Source organism: Rathayibacter tanaceti (assembly GCF_009834165.1).
GTDB classification, from domain to species: Bacteria; Actinomycetota; Actinomycetes; order Actinomycetales; family Microbacteriaceae; genus Rathayibacter; species Rathayibacter tanaceti.
This window is the reverse complement of sequence record NZ_CP047186.1, coordinates 525,660-540,490: the sequence shown is the minus strand read 5'-3', so window position 1 is coordinate 540,490 and position 14,831 is coordinate 525,660. Positions and strand designations below refer to the sequence as shown.

Sequence of the window (14,831 nt, the reverse complement as noted above, 5' to 3'; positions counted from 1 at the left end):
GAGTCGTGGACTTCGGGAGCGGAGCGTCTGTGGGGCTTGCTTCGGTTGTGAGGCTTCAGGCCTCGGGGATGTCGCGGCTGTAGGCCTCGAGGGTCACGGCTTCTGGTGCCGGACCGCCGCGTGTGCCGGTGTCGAGGTCGTTGATGGCGGAGAGCTGCTCGGTGGTGAGTTCGAAGTCGAAGACGTCGAAGTTCTCGGCGATGCGGGTCGGCTTGGTCGATTTGGGGATGACCGACCGGCCTGCCTGGATGCCCCAGCGGAGCATGACCTGCGCCGGGGACTTGCTGTGCGCCTCCGCGATCCGGAGGATGGTGGAGTCTTCGAGCGCGCTCTTGTCTGAGTCGCGGTAGTGGGTGATGCCGCCGATCGGTGACCATGCCTGCGTCAGGATGCCGTGTTCGGTGCCGTATGCCTGTAGCTCCTTCTGCTGGAAGTACGGGTGCAGCTCGATCTGGTTGACGGCCGGCACGATGCTGGTCTGCTCCAGCAGCGCGGTGAGGTGCTCGGGCATGAAGTTGCTGACCCCGATCGACCGCACCCGGCCGTCTGCGAGGAGGCTCTCGAGGGCCTTGTAGGCCTCGATGGTGAGGTCGAACCGACTCGGCAGGGCCTGATGCAGGATGAGCAGATCGATGTGGTCGAGACCGAGCTTGGCCGCGCTCTTCTCAAAGGCGTGCAGGGTGGCATCGAAGCCGTAGTCACTGATCCACACCTTCGTTTCGACGAAGACGTCAGCACGGTCGACACCGGAGGAGCGGATGCCTTCGCCGACTTCCTTCTCGTTGCCGTAGGCGGCGGCGGTGTCGATGTGGCGGTATCCGCTCTGGAGCGCTGAAGTGACGGCGGCGGTGGTCTCAGCGGGGGGAGTCTGGAAGACACCCAGGCCGATGGCCGGAAGCTCGACGCCGTTGTTGAGAGTGAGGAGGGGGGATGCGGTCATGAGGACTCTTCTTTCTCCGAGTGTGAGACGGGAGTGCTTAGCTCTTCAGCGCTGCGGCGGATTGCGTGGCCTTCTTTGCGGTGAGGGCTAGGACGATGCACGGTACGGCGGCGGCGGCGGCGAGGATCAGGCCGATTCCCGGTACCCCCTGCTCGGCGAAGCTTGAGGCGAGGGCGACGCCTCCGAGGCCGGAGCCGATCGCGATGCCGACGTTAAAGAACGAGTTGCTCAGGGCGATGGGGAGCACTCCGTCGGGACCTGCGGTGCGCAGGGCTTCGGAGACGAGGATGGGGGTTCCGGCGAAGCCGAAGAGGCCCATCAAGGTGAAGAACACGGTGGCGATGGCGGGGTTTCCGCCCCCGACCAGGAGCACGGCCATCGTCACGATCAGGCCACTCACCGTGACACCGATGACGGTGTACGGGTGTCGGTCACCGAACCGGCCGCCGAGGGTGGTGCCGGCGAGGGCTCCGATTCCGTAAGCGATCATGATGATGGGGACGATTGCTTGGGCGATGCCGGCGCGCTCAGTGAGTTGCGGGGCGATGTAGCTGTAGACGCCGATGAAGGATGCCTGAATGAGGGCGGTCGCTGCGTAGATGGTCCACAGGCGGGCGCTGCGGAGTCGGCGGAACTCGGCGCGGAGGTTCGCTCCGGGTTCGGCGTTCTCAGCTCTCGGAAGTACCTTCCAGAGCAGAACGGCGCAGCCTGCAGCGAGGATGGCGAGTACCCAGAAGGGACCCTGCCAGCCGAGCACCTGGCCGGCGGCCGTGCCGATGGGGACGCCGAGAACGGTCGCGAGAGTGACACCGCCGACCATGATTCCCATGGCCTTCGCTCCGGCCTCGGGTCCGGCCGCAGCGGCTGCGACGACTGCGCCGATCGCCCAGAACGTGCCGGTAGCGATGGCGGCGACGAAGCGGGCAACGAGCACGACCGCGAACACGTCCGTGGAGGCCGCGACGACGTGCGCGACGGCGAACAGCAGCAGGGCCGCGATGAGCGTCGCCTTCCGGGGAAGGCGGAGGGTCGCAACGGCCATGACGGGTGTTCCGATCACCATTCCGAGCGCGAAGACGGTGATGAGGAGACCGGCTTGAGCGATCGAGACGTCTAGCGATGCGGCGACCTGAGGTAGCAAGCCGGCAACGATCAACTCGGTGGTGCCCATCACGAAGGCGACGACGCCGAGCATCCAGACGACCATGGGCAGGCGCTGCCGCTCTGGGGTGTGGACGCCATTCTGGTCTGCCGCGACGGGCGGCAGCTTTTGGGTAGTGGGCATGACGAAGTGAGTCCTTTCGAGGACGAAGAAAGAAGCTGGTTAGAGCCGAAGCTGGGTGTCAGTGGCCGCGGTAACGGTCGTCAGTGATTTGTCGTAGCCAGCAGGGGCTGTTCGAGGGCGCGCTGGCGCACACCGAGCCCGGTGAGTGACCTGATCACGCTGTTGTTGAGAGTGATCGTCTTAGTCGGGTGGTGTTGCTTGTCAGCGGCGGACGTCTTGGAGGGTTCGGCGAAGGAGTTGGTGCACTTCATCCGAGGTCAGGGCCCTGACCGGGAGTGATGAGAGAGTTTCCTTCGGTTTGAGGCCGTCGAGGAAGATCGTGAGGTAACGGCGGTACAGCTCGGCCGCTGGTGAATCAGAGTCGGGGCCGTGTTGTCGGGTGGTCGCTGCGATCGAGACAAGTCCGATCTGGACGAACACCAGATCGGTGCCTGTGACGTCAGGGCGAACGACCCCATGTTCGATCGCCCGGTCCATCAGAGCATCCACGAGGGGAGCAAGACGGTCGCGCTGTGTGTCGAGCTGAGCTGGGGTCCGCTCTTGTGCAGCCATGATCTGACCGAGCGCGCGGTCACGCACCTGGATCTCCAACGCCGATTCGAGGTAGTCCACGACGCTCTGCCACGGATCAGGATTCGCCAACGACGTGCGAAGGATCTCTTCGATGTCGTCGACCTGCTGGACCATCACCGCTTCGAGCAGTTCTTGCTTGTTGGCGAACCGGCGGTAGGCCGTCCCCACACCGACTCCGGCATGGCGGGCGACATCGTGAAGCGTGGCGCCGGTTCCATGCTCGGCGAACACCTCCCGAGCTGCTGCGAGCAACCTCATTCGGTTGTCCTCAGCATCTCGCCGGAGGCCCGGTGTGTCGTCCATGGCTTCAAAGTAGCACAAGCGGACACCGAGTGTCCACTTGGGTGGTGCCTCGTATGAAGATGTCGTTCGTCGGCATGGCGGCGTTGGCGCAGGTGGAGCTCGAGATGACGCGGGAGTCGATCACCGGTTCGGTGTCGAAGCATCGCGCGGCAGGGATGGATTCGTCGGCCTGAGTCGGGCCTCCACCAGCAGCTGGGTCGAACATGCAGCCCGACCGATGGGTATCGGCGAGCCGGCCGCGCACGTCGCGCGACATGCCCGTGACGAGGGCGACGCTCTACCTCCGCCGTCGGGACGTTCAGAGCCTCAAGGCGGCGGCCGCGCACAACGCGTGTTCCCCCGCCTAGCCAAAGTCCGCGTTCGCGGTTCCCACATGTGTAGAAGGGTCTGAGTCGTAGCCCCCACTGCAACACAGCGCCTCTCGGCTCAGCGGGTAAGGAGGCATGGCGTCATGATGCGGTGTCGGAACGGCGTCATCTAGCGCCGCTGTTCACGGGTCACGGCCTCCCGGCGCGCGTTCACCGTGCATCCGCTGCACCTCGCACGGGCACGGCCCGAGAACGCCCGTTCCCGCACCACCTACCATGGAGGGATGTCCCCGAGCATCCTCGACGAGAGCCCTCCCCGCGAGGCGATCCTCGCGGCTGCCGACCGCCTCTACTACGAGCGTGGCATCCAGTCGGTCGGCATGGACGAGCTGCGGACCGCGGCAGGAGTCTCGCTCAAGCGTCTCTACGCCGAGTTCCCGAGCAAGGAGGCGGTGATCGTCGCGGTCCTGCACGGCCGCCACGAGCAGTGGACCATCGGAGTCAGCGCGCGGGTCGCCGCCGCCGACGGGCCGCGTGGCAAGCTGCTCGCCATCTACGATTTCCTCTTCGACTGGTTCTCGGAGGACTCGTTCCGCGGCTGCGGCTTCATCAACGCCTTCGGGGAGCTCGGCTCGTCGCACCCCGCCGTCGCCCTGCTGGCCCGTGAGCACAAGGACTCGTTCCAGCGCTTCCTGGCCCACCTCGCGGGGGAGGCAGGAGGCGGCGCCGAACTCGCCGCGCAGCTCGCGATCCTGGCGGAGGGCGCCCAGACCACCGCGGCCATCGCCGGCAGCCCGGAGGCGGCTCTGCACGCGCGTCGCGCGGCCGAGGTCCTCATCGACGCCGAGACGCGCGCCTTCGCCGCCTGAACGGGCCCGGTCGCCGCACCCGGACGCGGTGACCGCAGCCTCCCCCTACCGCGCTCATACCTCGCCGCCCCCGGGCGGCCCGACCACCAGCAGAGCCACGAAGACGACCGCGACCGCCGCGAGCACGAGCGCGGCAGCGAGCACCGGTCGCCCGAGCGCCCAGCGGAGGAGGCGGCTCGTCGGGCGCCCGTCGCGCGGGTCGGCGGTGGCCTCGCGCCGCCACCCGCCCTCGAGCAGCCCGTTCCGCTCGAACCCCCGCTCGAGCGGAACGGTCGCGTACGGCACGACAGCGCTGACGACCGCGAGCGCGGTCGCACCTGCCGACCAGCGCTGGTTGACCGCGAGGACCAGAGCGGCGGCACCGTAGGCGAGGAACGCAAACCCGTGGATCGGCCCGGCGACGCTGACCGGCCAGTCGCCGACTCCGACCACGTACTTGAGCAGCATGCCCACGATGAGGAGCGTCCATGTCACCGCCTCCACGATCGACAGCAGGCGGAAGAGGCGTCGCGGGGTCATGGGATCGGCTCCGGTCGGGGCCGCGGCGGCGCGGCGCGGTGTCGTTCGAGGGTTGCCAGGAGCCTACGGGAGGCGTGTGAGGAGGAGCCTGGGCGTCGGAGGGTCGTCGGAGGCGCGTCAGCGCGAAGCAGACGAGCAGCGGGTCGCGCGCGAGCGCACGAGCACGTTCTCGGGCTTCACATCGCGCTACAGCAGGCCGTGGGCGTGCAGGTGTACGAACCGCTGCACACCCGGGCGACCGCACGCGGCTCCGCGCCAGAGAGCACGTTCCCGGGCTTCACCTCGCGGTGCAGGATGCTGTGGGCGTGCAGGTGCGCGAGCGCGTCGGCTCCTCCCGACCTGCCGGCTCGTCTCACTGGCGGGCCTCCTTCGTGGCGGAGCGGAAGCGCCGCGGACACGCGTCGACGCCGAGCGTGGCTTCGCTAGATCATCGTGCTATACGTCTGTCTAGACTGTTCCGCATGGATGAGGCGACGCCGACGCGACACGGGGCTGCCCCGCACTCGGGCGAGGCGTCCGAGCCGGGAGCCGTCGAGGTCCTCGCTGCGATGCGCTCGTTCCGCACGGCCGAGGCGGCGATGCGCCGCCGGACCCGAGGCTCCATGGGCATGGGCGAGAACGATCTGCTGGCCGTCCAGTTCTTGATGCGCCGCCAGCAGAAGGGCAGGCATGTCAGCCCGAAGGATCTGGCGGCGTATCTCGGCATCTCCTCCGCCTCGACGACAGTGCTCATCGACCGGCTCGCGAAGAGCGGCCACGTCGTGCGCGAGCCGCACCCGAGCGACCGCCGCGCCATCCGCATCGTCGCGACCCCCACCTCCCACCGCGAGGTCCGCGAGACCCTCGACGAGATGCACCGCCGGATGCTCGAGGCCGCCGAGGCTCTGAGCCCGGCCGAGACGGGCGTCGTCGTGCGTTTCCTCGAGACGTTGCGCGGAATCGTCGAGCGTCCGGCCGACGCCGATCCGCTCCTCGTCCCCGCGGTGTCGCAGGACGAGTTCGCGTCAGCGGACGACGCGCCCGAGCAGCGCCGCGCTTGAGTCGCTCCCGTCGCTCCCACCCTGAGCGTCCACTCAGAGCAGTTCGGCCGCACGGAGTCCGAGGCTGAGAACGGGCGTGATCTCGAGGCCTCGTCCGAGGCTGATGGACAGAAAACGCAGTCCCAGACCTCAGTAGCTAGCTCAACTAGTGGCCAGTCTTTCTAGCGATATAGGGTCGGCTCCGTCAGCCACTCGCTCGTCAGATCGGAGAAGACCATGGGCACCATCCTGTACGGCACGCCTCCTGCCGCCATCGAGGTCGAGGACCGCGCCCTCGCCCATCTCCAGATCGTCGTCATCAACAAGTTCCGCCGCGACGAGCGCTTCCTTCTCACGCTCGATGCCAGCCCCCAGGCCGGGACCGGGCGCCGTGGCATCTGGATGCACCCCACCATCCCGATCCAGTTCGAGTTCAAGGGCAGCCGCCAGCCCACGATCAACCCCGAGTGGGTCGAAGCGCTGATGGAGCGGGCGAACAGCGGTGCGGGCCTGCGCATCGTGGCCGAACCGACCACGACCGCCGCCGTCCCACTCCGCCGAGCGGAGCCCGCGGCCTGACGTCCCCCGACCGAGTAGGCACTCGATCGGCCTCTGCCGCAGCAGCACGACCCGACCCGCCTCCCACCTGGGAGGCGGGTTCTGTCGTTTCCGAACGTTCTCAGACGCCGATAAGCGCGTTCGCAAGTGGTTGACATTCCGTGCGATCGTCAGGAAGACAGCTCTACACTGCCAGTGCGGCGCGAGGTCGTTTCGGCGGGCTCGACCTCTGCGTCGCGTGCATGACCGGACGCCGGTCGCTCGGGCCCCCCTCCTGAGCGATCGGCGGACGGCCGCGCGGAGCACCCGCGCCCTCGCGAGGTCCGCCAGCTCCAGGAGTCGGCGTCATGACCAGCGGCACGAGAATCCCCACGACCGTCGCCGTGCCCGTCCGGCCCGGCGACGTCTTCTACGCCGTCGTCGGACACGAACCCGAACAGTGGCGCGTCGTCGCCGTGCTCGGCATCCGCGTCCTCGCAGAGAGGATCGCCAGCGGCGACCGTCGCAGCTTCACGCTCCGCTTCGTCCGGCACCAGCTGTCCCCGGAGGCCCTGATGCCGGTGCAGCAGGAGGGCCCGGCTGTGGCGTAGCGCGGCTACGGGATCAAACGCTCCTGCCGGTAGCGGTCGAAGAGCGCCGTGAACGAGTCGACGGTGCGGTGGTAGGTCGTGAATCCGGCCAGCCGCGACTTGCCGATGTCGGTGACGACCTCGATCCGGCGCCCGAGATCGGCATCGGTGTGCCACCAGGAGGCGACCCTCGCGAGGTCCGGCTCGGCGAGGTCGTGCTCACGGACCAGACGATCCCACGTCTCGCCCGCCCCGGCCATCTGCTGCTCGAGCGGCTGCGGCTCCTCCCCCGGACCCACCGGCTCGACACCGAAGTACTCCGCGATCCGCGACCACATCCAGCGCCAGCGGAACACGTCGCCGTTGACGACGTTGAACGCCTCGTCGCGCCCGGCCTCCGACGTCGAGGCCCAGACCATCTGCTCGGCCAGGACCGTCGCATCGGTCATGTCGGTCAGGCCGTTCCACTGCGTGCGCGACCCGGGGAACACGAACGGGGTGCCCTGCGCGCGGTGGATCGAGGCGGCGACCGCAAGGGTGAGCCCCATGTTCATCGCATTGCCCACTGCGTACCCGATCACCGTGTGGGAGCGGTGGACCGACCAGCCGAAGCCCGCGCGCTCGGCCGCCGCGAACAGCTCGTCCTCCTGCGCGTAGTAGAAGTTCGGAGCATCGAGGCGCTCCTCCTCCTCGTGGAACGGAGTGTCGGGCATCGCGCCCTGACCGTAGGCCTCGAACGGACCGAGGTAGTGCTTCAGCCCGGTCACCAGGGCCACGTGCTCGACCGGAGCGTGCGCAAGGGCGGCGAGCAGGTCGCGCACCATGCCGCCGTTCACGGCGATGTTCTCCTCCTCCGTCGCCTGCCGCGACCAGGCGGTGAAGAAGACGTGCGTCGGGCGCTGGTCGGCGAGGACCCGCGCGAGGTCGTCGGCCGAGAGGAGGTCGGCGGCGAGCGGAGTGACACCGGGTCGCTCGGCGAGAGGACGCCGCGACAGAGCGCTGACCGCCCAGCCCCGCTCGGTGAGCAGGTCGACGAGGGCGGACCCGCCGATGCCGGTCGCTCCGACGACGAGGGCACGGCGGGAGTCGGACGGGTGGACGTGTGCGGAAGAAGCCATCCCCAGAGCCAACGCTGCTCGGGGCGGAGCATTCCCGCGTCCGGCCGCGCGGCGGAGGCTCCTCGATGTCACGGAGGGACACAGACCGCGCGAGGCCGGGGCGTCGCGAATACCGTCGTGGCGTGCGGCCCGGCCGGGCGCAGCGCGAGAGGAGCCGATCATGACCGTGACCCGAGCAGAGCCCGCTGTCGAAGCGGCTCCCGAGTACGAGGAGCTGGCGGCGAGGTTCCGCCCGCTGTTCGCCGAGATCGCCGCCGGCTCTGCCGGGCGGGAGCGCAACCGCGAACTGCCGGTCGAGCAGATCCGGGCGCTGGCCGCTGCGGGGTTCGGCGCGGTGCGCGTGCCGGTGGAAGCGGGCGGCGCCGGGGCGACCCTCCCGCAGCTCTTCCGGCTGCTGACCGAGCTGGCCGCCGCCGACTCCAACATTCCGCAGGCGCTGCGCGGACACTTCGCGCTGGTCGAGGACCGGCTGCTGGCGACCGACGGGACCCGCGAGCGCTGGCTCCGCCGCTTCGCCGACGGACAGCTCGGCGGGAACGCGTGGACCGAGATCGGCACGGTCGCGATCGGCGAGGTGCAGACGAAGCTGGTCCCGGTCGACGGCGACCCGACTCGCTTCACGGTCACGGGAGCCAAGTACTACTCGACGGGCAGCATCTTCGCCGACTGGATCGACACCTTCGCGCAGCGCACCGACACCGGTCAGACGGTCATCGCGATCGTCGACGCACACCAGGGCGGGGTCGAGCACGCCGACGACTGGGACGGATTCGGGCAGCGCACGACCGGCTCGGGCACCACCACCTTCACGGAGGCGGTCGTCGCCGCGGAGGACGTCATCGACTTCGCCACGCGGTTCCGCTACCAGACCGCTTTCTACCAGGCCGTGCTGCTCGCGGTCCTCGCCGGATCGATCGCGGGGGCCGAGCGTGAGATCGCCGCGGAGGTACGGGATCGCAGGCGGATCTTCTCGCACGGCAACGCCGACTCCTTCGCGGCGGATCCGCAGATTCTGCAAGTGGTGGGGCAGGTCTCGGCGGCGGCGTACGCGGGGTCGGCGATCGTCGAGCGGGCGGCGCAGGCGCTGCAGCGCGCGCACGACGCGGCCCTCGGCGACGACTCCGCGGAGGACGAGCGCCTGAACGACCTGGCAGAGCTGGAGTCGGCGCAGGCGCAGATCGTGCTGACACAGCTCGCGACCCGCGCAACCTCCGACATCTTCGACGCGCTGGGCGCCTCCGGAGTCAGCACCCGCAAGAACCTCGACCGGCACTGGCGCAACGCCCGCACGGCCGCGAGCCACAACCCCTGGGTGTTCAAGGCGCGGATCGTGGGCGACCACGCCGTCACCGGCGCGGTGCCGCCACGGGTCTGGTCGATCGGCGCCGGACCGAGCACGGCCTCCTCCCACTGACTGACGGCCACCTGGCGAGAGGACACGGAACGGGGCCCGCTCGGCCGCCCGCTGCCCTCACGCGCCGCTCCCGGCCGGGGAGAGCGCGGGACGTCACGACAGAAGAGGGAGGAGGCGGGCAGGAGGCGGCGCACGGGGTAGCGTCGTCGGGTGCGATTTCCGTGGCGGTCCCGAGACCGCGAGACGCTGCCGCGCGACGTCCTCGTGCTGGGAGTCGTCGCGTTCTTCGTGATGCTGGGCTTCGGCGTCGTCGTGCCGGTGCTGCCCACCTACGTCCGCAGCTTCGGAGTCGACTACACGGCGGTCGGCGCGGTGGTGTCGGCGTTCGCGCTGATGCGGCTGATCGCGAATCCTTTCGTCGGGCCGGTGGTCGACCGGTTCGGCGAGCGGCTGGTGCTCGCGACCGGCATCGGCATCGTCGCGCTCTCGAGCGCGCTGGTCGGGCTCGCCGCCGACTACCCGCAACTGCTCGTGCTGCGCGGGGCGGGCGGAGTCGGTTCCGCGATGTTCTCGGTCGCGGCGATGACGCTCCTCCTGCGCACGGCCAGCCCGGAGCGGAGGGGCCGCTCGATCGGCTTCTACCAGGGCGGGTTCCTGCTCGGCGGCATGGCCGGGCCTGCGGTGGGCGGCGTGCTGACGGCGATCTCGCTGACCGCGCCCTTCTTCTTCTACGCGGGCACGCTCGCGATCGCCGGGCTCGTCGGTCTCGTGCTGCTGCGGCGTCCCGAGCGCGACGCCGTACCCGCAGTCCGCGGTGCCGTGCGCCCGCTGCGCGAGGTCGCCCGTGACCGCCGCTACCAGAGCGCCGTGCTCGCCAACTTCGCTCTCGGCTGGTCGGCGATGGGCGTCCGGGCGACACTCGTTCCCGTGCTCGTCGTCGAGGGGTTGGGCGGGGAGCCCGCCTGGACGGGCATCGCGTTCGCGATCGCCGCGGTCGTGCAGACGATTGCCCTCGCTCCGGCCGGCCGCTTCGTGGACACGGTGGGGCGGCGGCCGGCGCTGATCGGCGGCTTCGCGGTCGCGGCGGTGGCGATGCTCGCGATGCCGTTCGTCTCGGAGCTGTGGCTGCTCGTCGTGCTGCTCTGCGTCTACGGAGCGGCGGCCGCCTTCATGGGCACGGCGCCCGGCGCACTGGTCGGCGATGCGGCGGGCGAGCGCGGCGGCAAGCCGGTATCGGTGTTCCAGGCCGCGTCCGACCTCGGCGGCGTGATCGGGCCACTGCTCGCGGGCGCACTCGCCGACGCCGCCTCGCCTGCGGCGGCGTTCGCCTCCGCCTTCGTGCTGCTGGGCGCGAGCGCGCTGCTCGGTCTGCGGATCCCGCGGGCGCGCGAGGTGTGAGGGGTGGCCGGGACGTCGGCGGACGTGAGAGGGCGACTTCTGCCAGCCTCCCTCGGTCAGCACGCGCGTTCGTCCTGGACGCTCATGACGCTTCTCGGCCGACAGCGGGAGAAGCGATGTCGAGGCGGACCGCTCCCGTCCACCGACCGTTCACCTCCTGTCAGGATGCGGCGGAGGCCCCGGCGCTGCCAGGCTGGGCGGATGACTCCGCAGCCCTCCCGCCTCCGACCCTTCGGCCCGTCGGGTGCCAGCGTCACCCGGCTCACCCTCGGCACCTCGTGGCGGCCCGAGCGCGTCGCCGACCTCGACCGGGTGCCGGCGCTCGAGCGCGTCCTCGACTCCGACCCCGGCTCCCGCCCCGTCTCGGTGATCGACACCTCGAACGAGTACACGCAGGGTCACAGCGAGCGCCTGATCGGCGAGGCGCTCGAAGCGCGCGGCGGAGTCCCCGAGGGCATCACCGTCGTCACCAAGCTCGACCGCGACCCGACGACCGGCAGCTACTCGGCGGAGCGGATGCGGCGCAGCCTCGACGAGAGTCGCGAGCGGCTCGGGATGGACGTCCTCCCGCTGCTCTACCTGCACGACCCCGAGCGGATCTCGTACGACGAGGCCTTCGCCGAGGACGGCCCCGTCCGCGCGCTCGTGGCGATGAAGGAGGCGGGCGTCGCGCTCTCGATCGGCATCTCGGGCGGGCCGGCACCGATGCTGCGCCACTACGTCGACACGGGGCTGTTCGACGCCGTGATCACCCACAACCGCTTCACCCTGGTCGACCGCTCGTCCGAGGAGCTGATCGACGCCTCCGTCGACCGCGGCGTGATCGTGGTCAACGCGGCGGTCTACGGCGGAGGCGCGCTCGCGCGCTGGCCCGAGCCGGTCGCCTCCTACGCGTACCAGCCCGCGCCCCGCGAGATCGTCGACGCCGTCGCCGCGATGGGAGCGGCCTGCGACCGGGCGGGCGTCTCGCTCGCCGCCGCCGCGCTGCAGTTCTCGACCCGCGACCCGCGCGTGACGACGACGGTCGTCGGCGCCACCTCCTCCGAGCACTACGACTCGTTCGTGGCCGACGACGCGCTCGAGATCCCCGATGCGCTGTTCGAGGAGCTGGAGTCGCTCGCTCCGCCGAGCACCGTCTGGCAGGACGCGCCCGGATCGACCTGGCCACGCTGACCCGGGCATACCCGGGCCCCGGGCCCGGTTGCAGCACGTGCCCCCCCTCCGCGAGATGCCACGTGCGTACGCCTTCCCCGGCGCGTCGCGTACCTAAGTGGCATCTCGCAGCGGCGCGGGTGCACTGGGGGCAGCAGGACAGGAGAGACCATGACTGATAGCGCACTGTTCCAGGCGCTGACGCTCCGCTCGAGGACGGCACGCAACCGCCTGTGGGCGGCTCCGATGTGCCAGTACTCGGTGGAGGCGCAGGACGGCGTGCCCACGCCCTGGCACCTCGTACACCTCGGCTCCCTCGCGCGCGGCGGAGTCGGTGTCGTCATCGCGGAGGCCACCGCGGTCGTCCCGGAGGGGCGGATCAGCCCGTGGGACACCGGACTCTGGAACGACGAGCAGCGCGACGCGTGGGCGCCGGTCGTCGACTTCGTGCACGGGCAGGGCGCACTCGCGGGAGTGCAGCTCGCTCACGCCGGCCGCAAGGCCTCGACCTACCGCGAATGGAGCGGACGCGGCTCCGTGCCGCCGGAGGACGGCGGCTGGCCGACCGTCGCCCCGTCGGCCGTGGCCTTCGAGGGCTACGCCGAGCCGCGGGAGCTCGCCGCAGAGGATCTGCCCGGCCTCGTCGAGGCTTTCCGCTCCTCCGCCCGCCGCGCCGTGGACGCGGGCTTCGACGTGATCGAGCTGCACGCCGCGCACGGGTATCTGCTGCACCAGTTCCTCTCGCCGCTCTCGAACCGGCGCGACGACTCCTACGGCGGCCCGCTCGAGAACCGGGCGCGCCTGCTGCTCGAGGTCGTCCGCGCGATCCGCGCCGAGATCGGCGACCTCGTGCTGCTCGTGCGCTTCTCGGCGACGGACTGGGCCGAGGGCGGCTGGACGCTGGAGGAGACGATCACCGTCTCGGAGTGGGCGCGCGCCGAGGGCGTCGACCTCTTCGACGTGTCCACCGGCGGCCTCGTGCACGCGAGCATCCCGGTGGCCCCGCTCTACCAGGTGCCGTTCGCCCGCGACCTGCGGAGGGCGACGGGTGCGCTGGTCGGAGCCGTGGGACTGATCACCACGGCGGAGCAAGCGGAGGGCGTGGTCGCGAACGGCGACGCCGATGTGGTGCTGCTGGCGCGCGAGCTGCTGCGCGACCCGAACGCTCCGGTGCGGATGGCGCGCGAACTCGGCGCGCCGCTCCCGGTGCCGCCGCAGTACACCCGCGCCTGGGGCTGAGCCTCCACAGCGAGAGACCACTTGTGCGCAGGCCTCACGGCGTCTCGCGCGCACAAGTGGCATCTCGCTGAGGCAGAGCGGTCAGCTCTCGGAGGGCTCCTCGGGAGCGTCCTCCTCGGGGTTGAAGTGGGAGTCGCCCGAGACGCCCACCGCCAGCCCATCCTCGGAGTCGGGGATGGTGGCGTCGCCGCCGAGGCCGCCGGGCTTCTTCGCGCCCTCCGAGTCGGAGTCGGCGGGGATGCTGTCCGTCATGAGCTCAGGCCTCGACGTCGCCGCGCCAGGAGCCGTCCGGGGTGCCCTGCTTCTCGATGTACTCCTTGAAGTTGTCCAGGTCCTTTTTCACCGCGTGGCTGCCGGCTCCGACGAGCGAGCCGAGCGTCTCGAGGAAGCCCTTGGGCTCCCAGTCGAGCTGCACGGTGACGCGGGTCTCGGAGGCGGACAGCTTGTGGAAGGTGACGACACCGGCGTGGTCGGTCTCGCCTCCGGTGCTGTTCCAGGCGACGCGCTCGTCGGGGTGCTGCTCGGTGATGTTGGCCTCGAACTCGCGCTCGACCGGGCCGACCTTCACCTTCCACACGGTGAGGGTGTCGGTGACCTGCTGGATCGACTCGACCTCGTCGAGGAAGCGCGGGAACTCCTCGAACTGGGTCCACTGGTTGTAGGCGACGGACACGGGGACGTTGACGTCGACGGTCTCGATGATCTGCGGCACGGTGGTGCTCCTTGCTGTCTCACTCGGTGTGCGGCGTTCCGCTGCTGCGGTCGTCGTGCTCGACGTTAGGCGGGAGCCGCCTGGGAGCGCACCGGGTTGCGGCCTCCCCCAAAAGTGGTAGGCGCAGTGATGCTCGGGAGGCGCCGCGGGCCTGCCGCGTCCCGAGAGCAGGCCGCGTCCGGGCGGTCAGTGCTCCTGCGGGTCGCCGCCGAGCCGGCCGATCGCCGGGAGAGGCCCGCCGTCGGGCACGGGGCTCCTCGGCGGGGAAGAGAGGCGGGGGTCGAGGTTCAGGGTAGCGAGGGCCTGGCCCGTCGAGGGCGGCCGTCCTACGATCGGGCCATGGAGGGCACCGGTCGGCTCGACGAGGCGCAGTCCGCCGTGCGCCTGTACCAGTGGGCGGCGCGGATCCGCGGGTCGTTCGGCGATCTGCCCCTCTGGGCGGTGTCCGGCTGGAGCGGGCCGAGGCTGCTCGGAGAGTGGGTGTTCGCGGGCGGGCCGAGGGGCCTGTCGTTCCTCGCGGGTGCGGCCCTGCCGGGCGCGGCGCTGCCCTCGGTGCAGACGCGCACGACGCTCGGCGACCCGCGTCACGACGTGGCGCTGCTGTGCTGCCGGGAGGAGGCTCCGGTCTCGTTCATGCAGCCGGAGGCGCTACCCGCGCCGACCCGCATCGCCGAGATCCCGGTCGACGGCGCCCCGGAGCCGTTCGAGGTGTGGGAGGGCGCCGGTGCCGTGCGCGCCGCCGCCTCGGTGCGGGGGCACGTGCTCACCGTCGAGTGCCGCGGGGTCGACCTCGATGCGCTCGCGTTCGACGAGGTGGACGACATCGAGCCGTTCGTCGCCGGCTGGCTGGAACTCGTCGGAGTCTCCTCCCCCTGACGGTCGGAGTCGGCGCGGCGCCCGCGTCGTGGCGGCGCC

The 14,831-nt window shown here is 70.5% G+C and carries 16 protein-coding genes; 9 read left to right on the top strand and 7 right to left on the bottom strand.

Features of this window, described 5'->3' with window-relative positions:
* Positions 1-55 precede the first annotated feature (55 nt).
* From GSU10_RS02535 to GSU10_RS02525, 3 genes are all read right to left on the bottom strand, one after another.
* Complete coding sequence (locus GSU10_RS02535) at positions 56-940, bottom strand: aldo/keto reductase (RefSeq protein WP_068209558.1); 885 nt, start codon at positions 938-940, stop codon at positions 56-58.
* Positions 941-977: 37 nt separating this feature from the next.
* Positions 978-2,225 carry an MFS transporter gene (locus tag GSU10_RS02530; RefSeq protein WP_082845045.1) on the bottom strand — a complete coding sequence of 416 codons (1,248 nt, stop codon included), beginning with the start codon at positions 2,223-2,225 and terminating at the stop codon, positions 978-980.
* A gap of 201 nt (positions 2,226-2,426) precedes the next feature.
* On the bottom strand, positions 2,427-3,101 hold the full coding sequence (locus GSU10_RS02525) for a TetR/AcrR family transcriptional regulator (protein WP_068209564.1): 675 nt from the start codon (positions 3,099-3,101) through the stop codon (positions 2,427-2,429).
* A gap of 592 nt (positions 3,102-3,693) precedes the next feature.
* Here GSU10_RS02525 and GSU10_RS02515 point away from each other — a divergent pair.
* On the top strand, positions 3,694-4,278 hold the full coding sequence (locus GSU10_RS02515; RefSeq protein WP_068209567.1) for a TetR/AcrR family transcriptional regulator: 585 nt from the start codon (positions 3,694-3,696) through the stop codon (positions 4,276-4,278).
* Positions 4,279-4,332: 54 nt separating this feature from the next.
* On the opposite strand, the gene GSU10_RS02510 is transcribed toward GSU10_RS02515, so the two are convergent.
* Positions 4,333-4,797: a DUF3817 domain-containing protein gene (locus GSU10_RS02510; protein ID WP_132504804.1), complete on the bottom strand. Its 465-nt coding sequence runs from the start codon at positions 4,795-4,797 to the stop codon at positions 4,333-4,335.
* A 461-nt stretch (positions 4,798-5,258) separates the two neighbouring features.
* Here GSU10_RS02510 and GSU10_RS15585 point away from each other — a divergent pair, with 461 nt between their 5' ends.
* The 3 genes from GSU10_RS15585 to GSU10_RS02495 all read left to right on the top strand — a co-directional run bounded on the left by GSU10_RS15585 (position 5,259) and on the right by GSU10_RS02495 (position 6,964).
* Positions 5,259-5,837, top strand: coding sequence for a MarR family winged helix-turn-helix transcriptional regulator (locus tag GSU10_RS15585; protein WP_068209570.1), 579 nt, complete (start codon positions 5,259-5,261; stop codon positions 5,835-5,837).
* A gap of 216 nt (positions 5,838-6,053) precedes the next feature.
* Positions 6,054-6,395 (top strand): DUF7882 family protein, encoded by a 342-nt coding sequence (locus GSU10_RS02500; RefSeq protein WP_068209573.1) that lies wholly within the window; start codon positions 6,054-6,056, stop codon positions 6,393-6,395.
* A gap of 326 nt (positions 6,396-6,721) precedes the next feature.
* Positions 6,722-6,964: a hypothetical protein gene (locus GSU10_RS02495; protein ID WP_068209576.1), complete on the top strand. Its 243-nt coding sequence runs from the start codon at positions 6,722-6,724 to the stop codon at positions 6,962-6,964.
* 5 nt (positions 6,965-6,969) lie between these two features.
* Here the strand turns inward: GSU10_RS02495 and GSU10_RS02490 are convergent, their stop codons facing one another.
* Entirely contained in the window at positions 6,970-8,061 is a 1,092-nt protein-coding gene (locus tag GSU10_RS02490) for an SDR family oxidoreductase (protein WP_068209579.1), read from the bottom strand.
* Positions 8,062-8,221: 160 nt separating this feature from the next.
* Between GSU10_RS02490 and GSU10_RS02485 the strand changes: the two genes are divergently transcribed.
* From GSU10_RS02485 to GSU10_RS02470, 4 genes are all read left to right on the top strand, one after another.
* Positions 8,222-9,475 carry an acyl-CoA dehydrogenase family protein gene (locus tag GSU10_RS02485; RefSeq protein ID WP_068209582.1) on the top strand — a complete coding sequence of 418 codons (1,254 nt, stop codon included), beginning with the start codon at positions 8,222-8,224 and terminating at the stop codon, positions 9,473-9,475.
* 150 nt (positions 9,476-9,625) lie between these two features.
* Positions 9,626-10,813, top strand: a complete 1,188-nt coding sequence (locus tag GSU10_RS02480; RefSeq protein WP_068209585.1) for an MFS transporter — start codon at positions 9,626-9,628, stop codon at positions 10,811-10,813.
* A 201-nt stretch (positions 10,814-11,014) separates the two neighbouring features.
* Positions 11,015-11,986 (top strand): aldo/keto reductase, encoded by a 972-nt coding sequence (locus GSU10_RS02475; protein ID WP_068209588.1) that lies wholly within the window; start codon positions 11,015-11,017, stop codon positions 11,984-11,986.
* Between the two features lie 150 nt (positions 11,987-12,136).
* A complete protein-coding gene (locus GSU10_RS02470; RefSeq protein WP_068209591.1) occupies positions 12,137-13,204 on the top strand; it encodes an NADH:flavin oxidoreductase/NADH oxidase in 1,068 nt (355 codons plus the stop codon).
* Positions 13,205-13,285: 81 nt separating this feature from the next.
* Here GSU10_RS02470 and GSU10_RS15255 read toward each other — a convergent pair whose 3' ends face one another.
* Positions 13,286-13,456 (bottom strand): hypothetical protein, encoded by a 171-nt coding sequence (locus GSU10_RS15255; RefSeq protein ID WP_166971883.1) that lies wholly within the window; start codon positions 13,454-13,456, stop codon positions 13,286-13,288.
* 4 nt (positions 13,457-13,460) lie between these two features.
* Positions 13,461-13,916: an SRPBCC family protein gene (locus GSU10_RS02465; RefSeq protein WP_068209594.1), complete on the bottom strand. Its 456-nt coding sequence runs from the start codon at positions 13,914-13,916 to the stop codon at positions 13,461-13,463.
* Positions 13,917-14,255: 339 nt separating this feature from the next.
* On the opposite strand from GSU10_RS02465, the gene GSU10_RS02460 reads away from it, so the two are divergent.
* The gene (locus tag GSU10_RS02460; RefSeq protein WP_068209597.1) at positions 14,256-14,792 is read left to right on the top strand and encodes a hypothetical protein; all 537 of its coding nucleotides are present in this window, start codon (positions 14,256-14,258) and stop codon (positions 14,790-14,792) included.
* Positions 14,793-14,831: the final 39 nt, after the last annotated feature.

Bases quoted from the DNA above. Each gene is read 5' to 3' on its own strand.
- GSU10_RS02535 (WP_068209558.1), bottom strand. From the start codon at position 940: ATGACCGCATCCCCCCTCCTCACTCTCAACAACGGCGTCGAGCTTCCG.
- GSU10_RS02530 (WP_082845045.1), bottom strand. From the start codon at position 2,225: ATGCCCACTACCCAAAAGCTGCCGCCCGTCGCGGCAGACCAGAATGGC.
- GSU10_RS02525 (WP_068209564.1), bottom strand. From the start codon at position 3,101: ATGGACGACACACCGGGCCTCCGGCGAGATGCTGAGGACAACCGAATG.
- GSU10_RS02515 (WP_068209567.1), top strand. From the start codon at position 3,694: ATGTCCCCGAGCATCCTCGACGAGAGCCCTCCCCGCGAGGCGATCCTC.
- GSU10_RS02510 (WP_132504804.1), bottom strand. From the start codon at position 4,797: ATGACCCCGCGACGCCTCTTCCGCCTGCTGTCGATCGTGGAGGCGGTG.
- GSU10_RS15585 (WP_068209570.1), top strand. From the start codon at position 5,259: ATGGATGAGGCGACGCCGACGCGACACGGGGCTGCCCCGCACTCGGGC.
- GSU10_RS02500 (WP_068209573.1), top strand. From the start codon at position 6,054: ATGGGCACCATCCTGTACGGCACGCCTCCTGCCGCCATCGAGGTCGAG.
- GSU10_RS02495 (WP_068209576.1), top strand. From the start codon at position 6,722: ATGACCAGCGGCACGAGAATCCCCACGACCGTCGCCGTGCCCGTCCGG.
- GSU10_RS02490 (WP_068209579.1), bottom strand. From the start codon at position 8,061: ATGGCTTCTTCCGCACACGTCCACCCGTCCGACTCCCGCCGTGCCCTC.
- GSU10_RS02485 (WP_068209582.1), top strand. From the start codon at position 8,222: ATGACCGTGACCCGAGCAGAGCCCGCTGTCGAAGCGGCTCCCGAGTAC.
- GSU10_RS02475 (WP_068209588.1), top strand. From the start codon at position 11,015: ATGACTCCGCAGCCCTCCCGCCTCCGACCCTTCGGCCCGTCGGGTGCC.
- GSU10_RS02470 (WP_068209591.1), top strand. From the start codon at position 12,137: ATGACTGATAGCGCACTGTTCCAGGCGCTGACGCTCCGCTCGAGGACG.
- GSU10_RS15255 (WP_166971883.1), bottom strand. From the start codon at position 13,456: ATGACGGACAGCATCCCCGCCGACTCCGACTCGGAGGGCGCGAAGAAG.
- GSU10_RS02460 (WP_068209597.1), top strand. From the start codon at position 14,256: ATGGAGGGCACCGGTCGGCTCGACGAGGCGCAGTCCGCCGTGCGCCTG.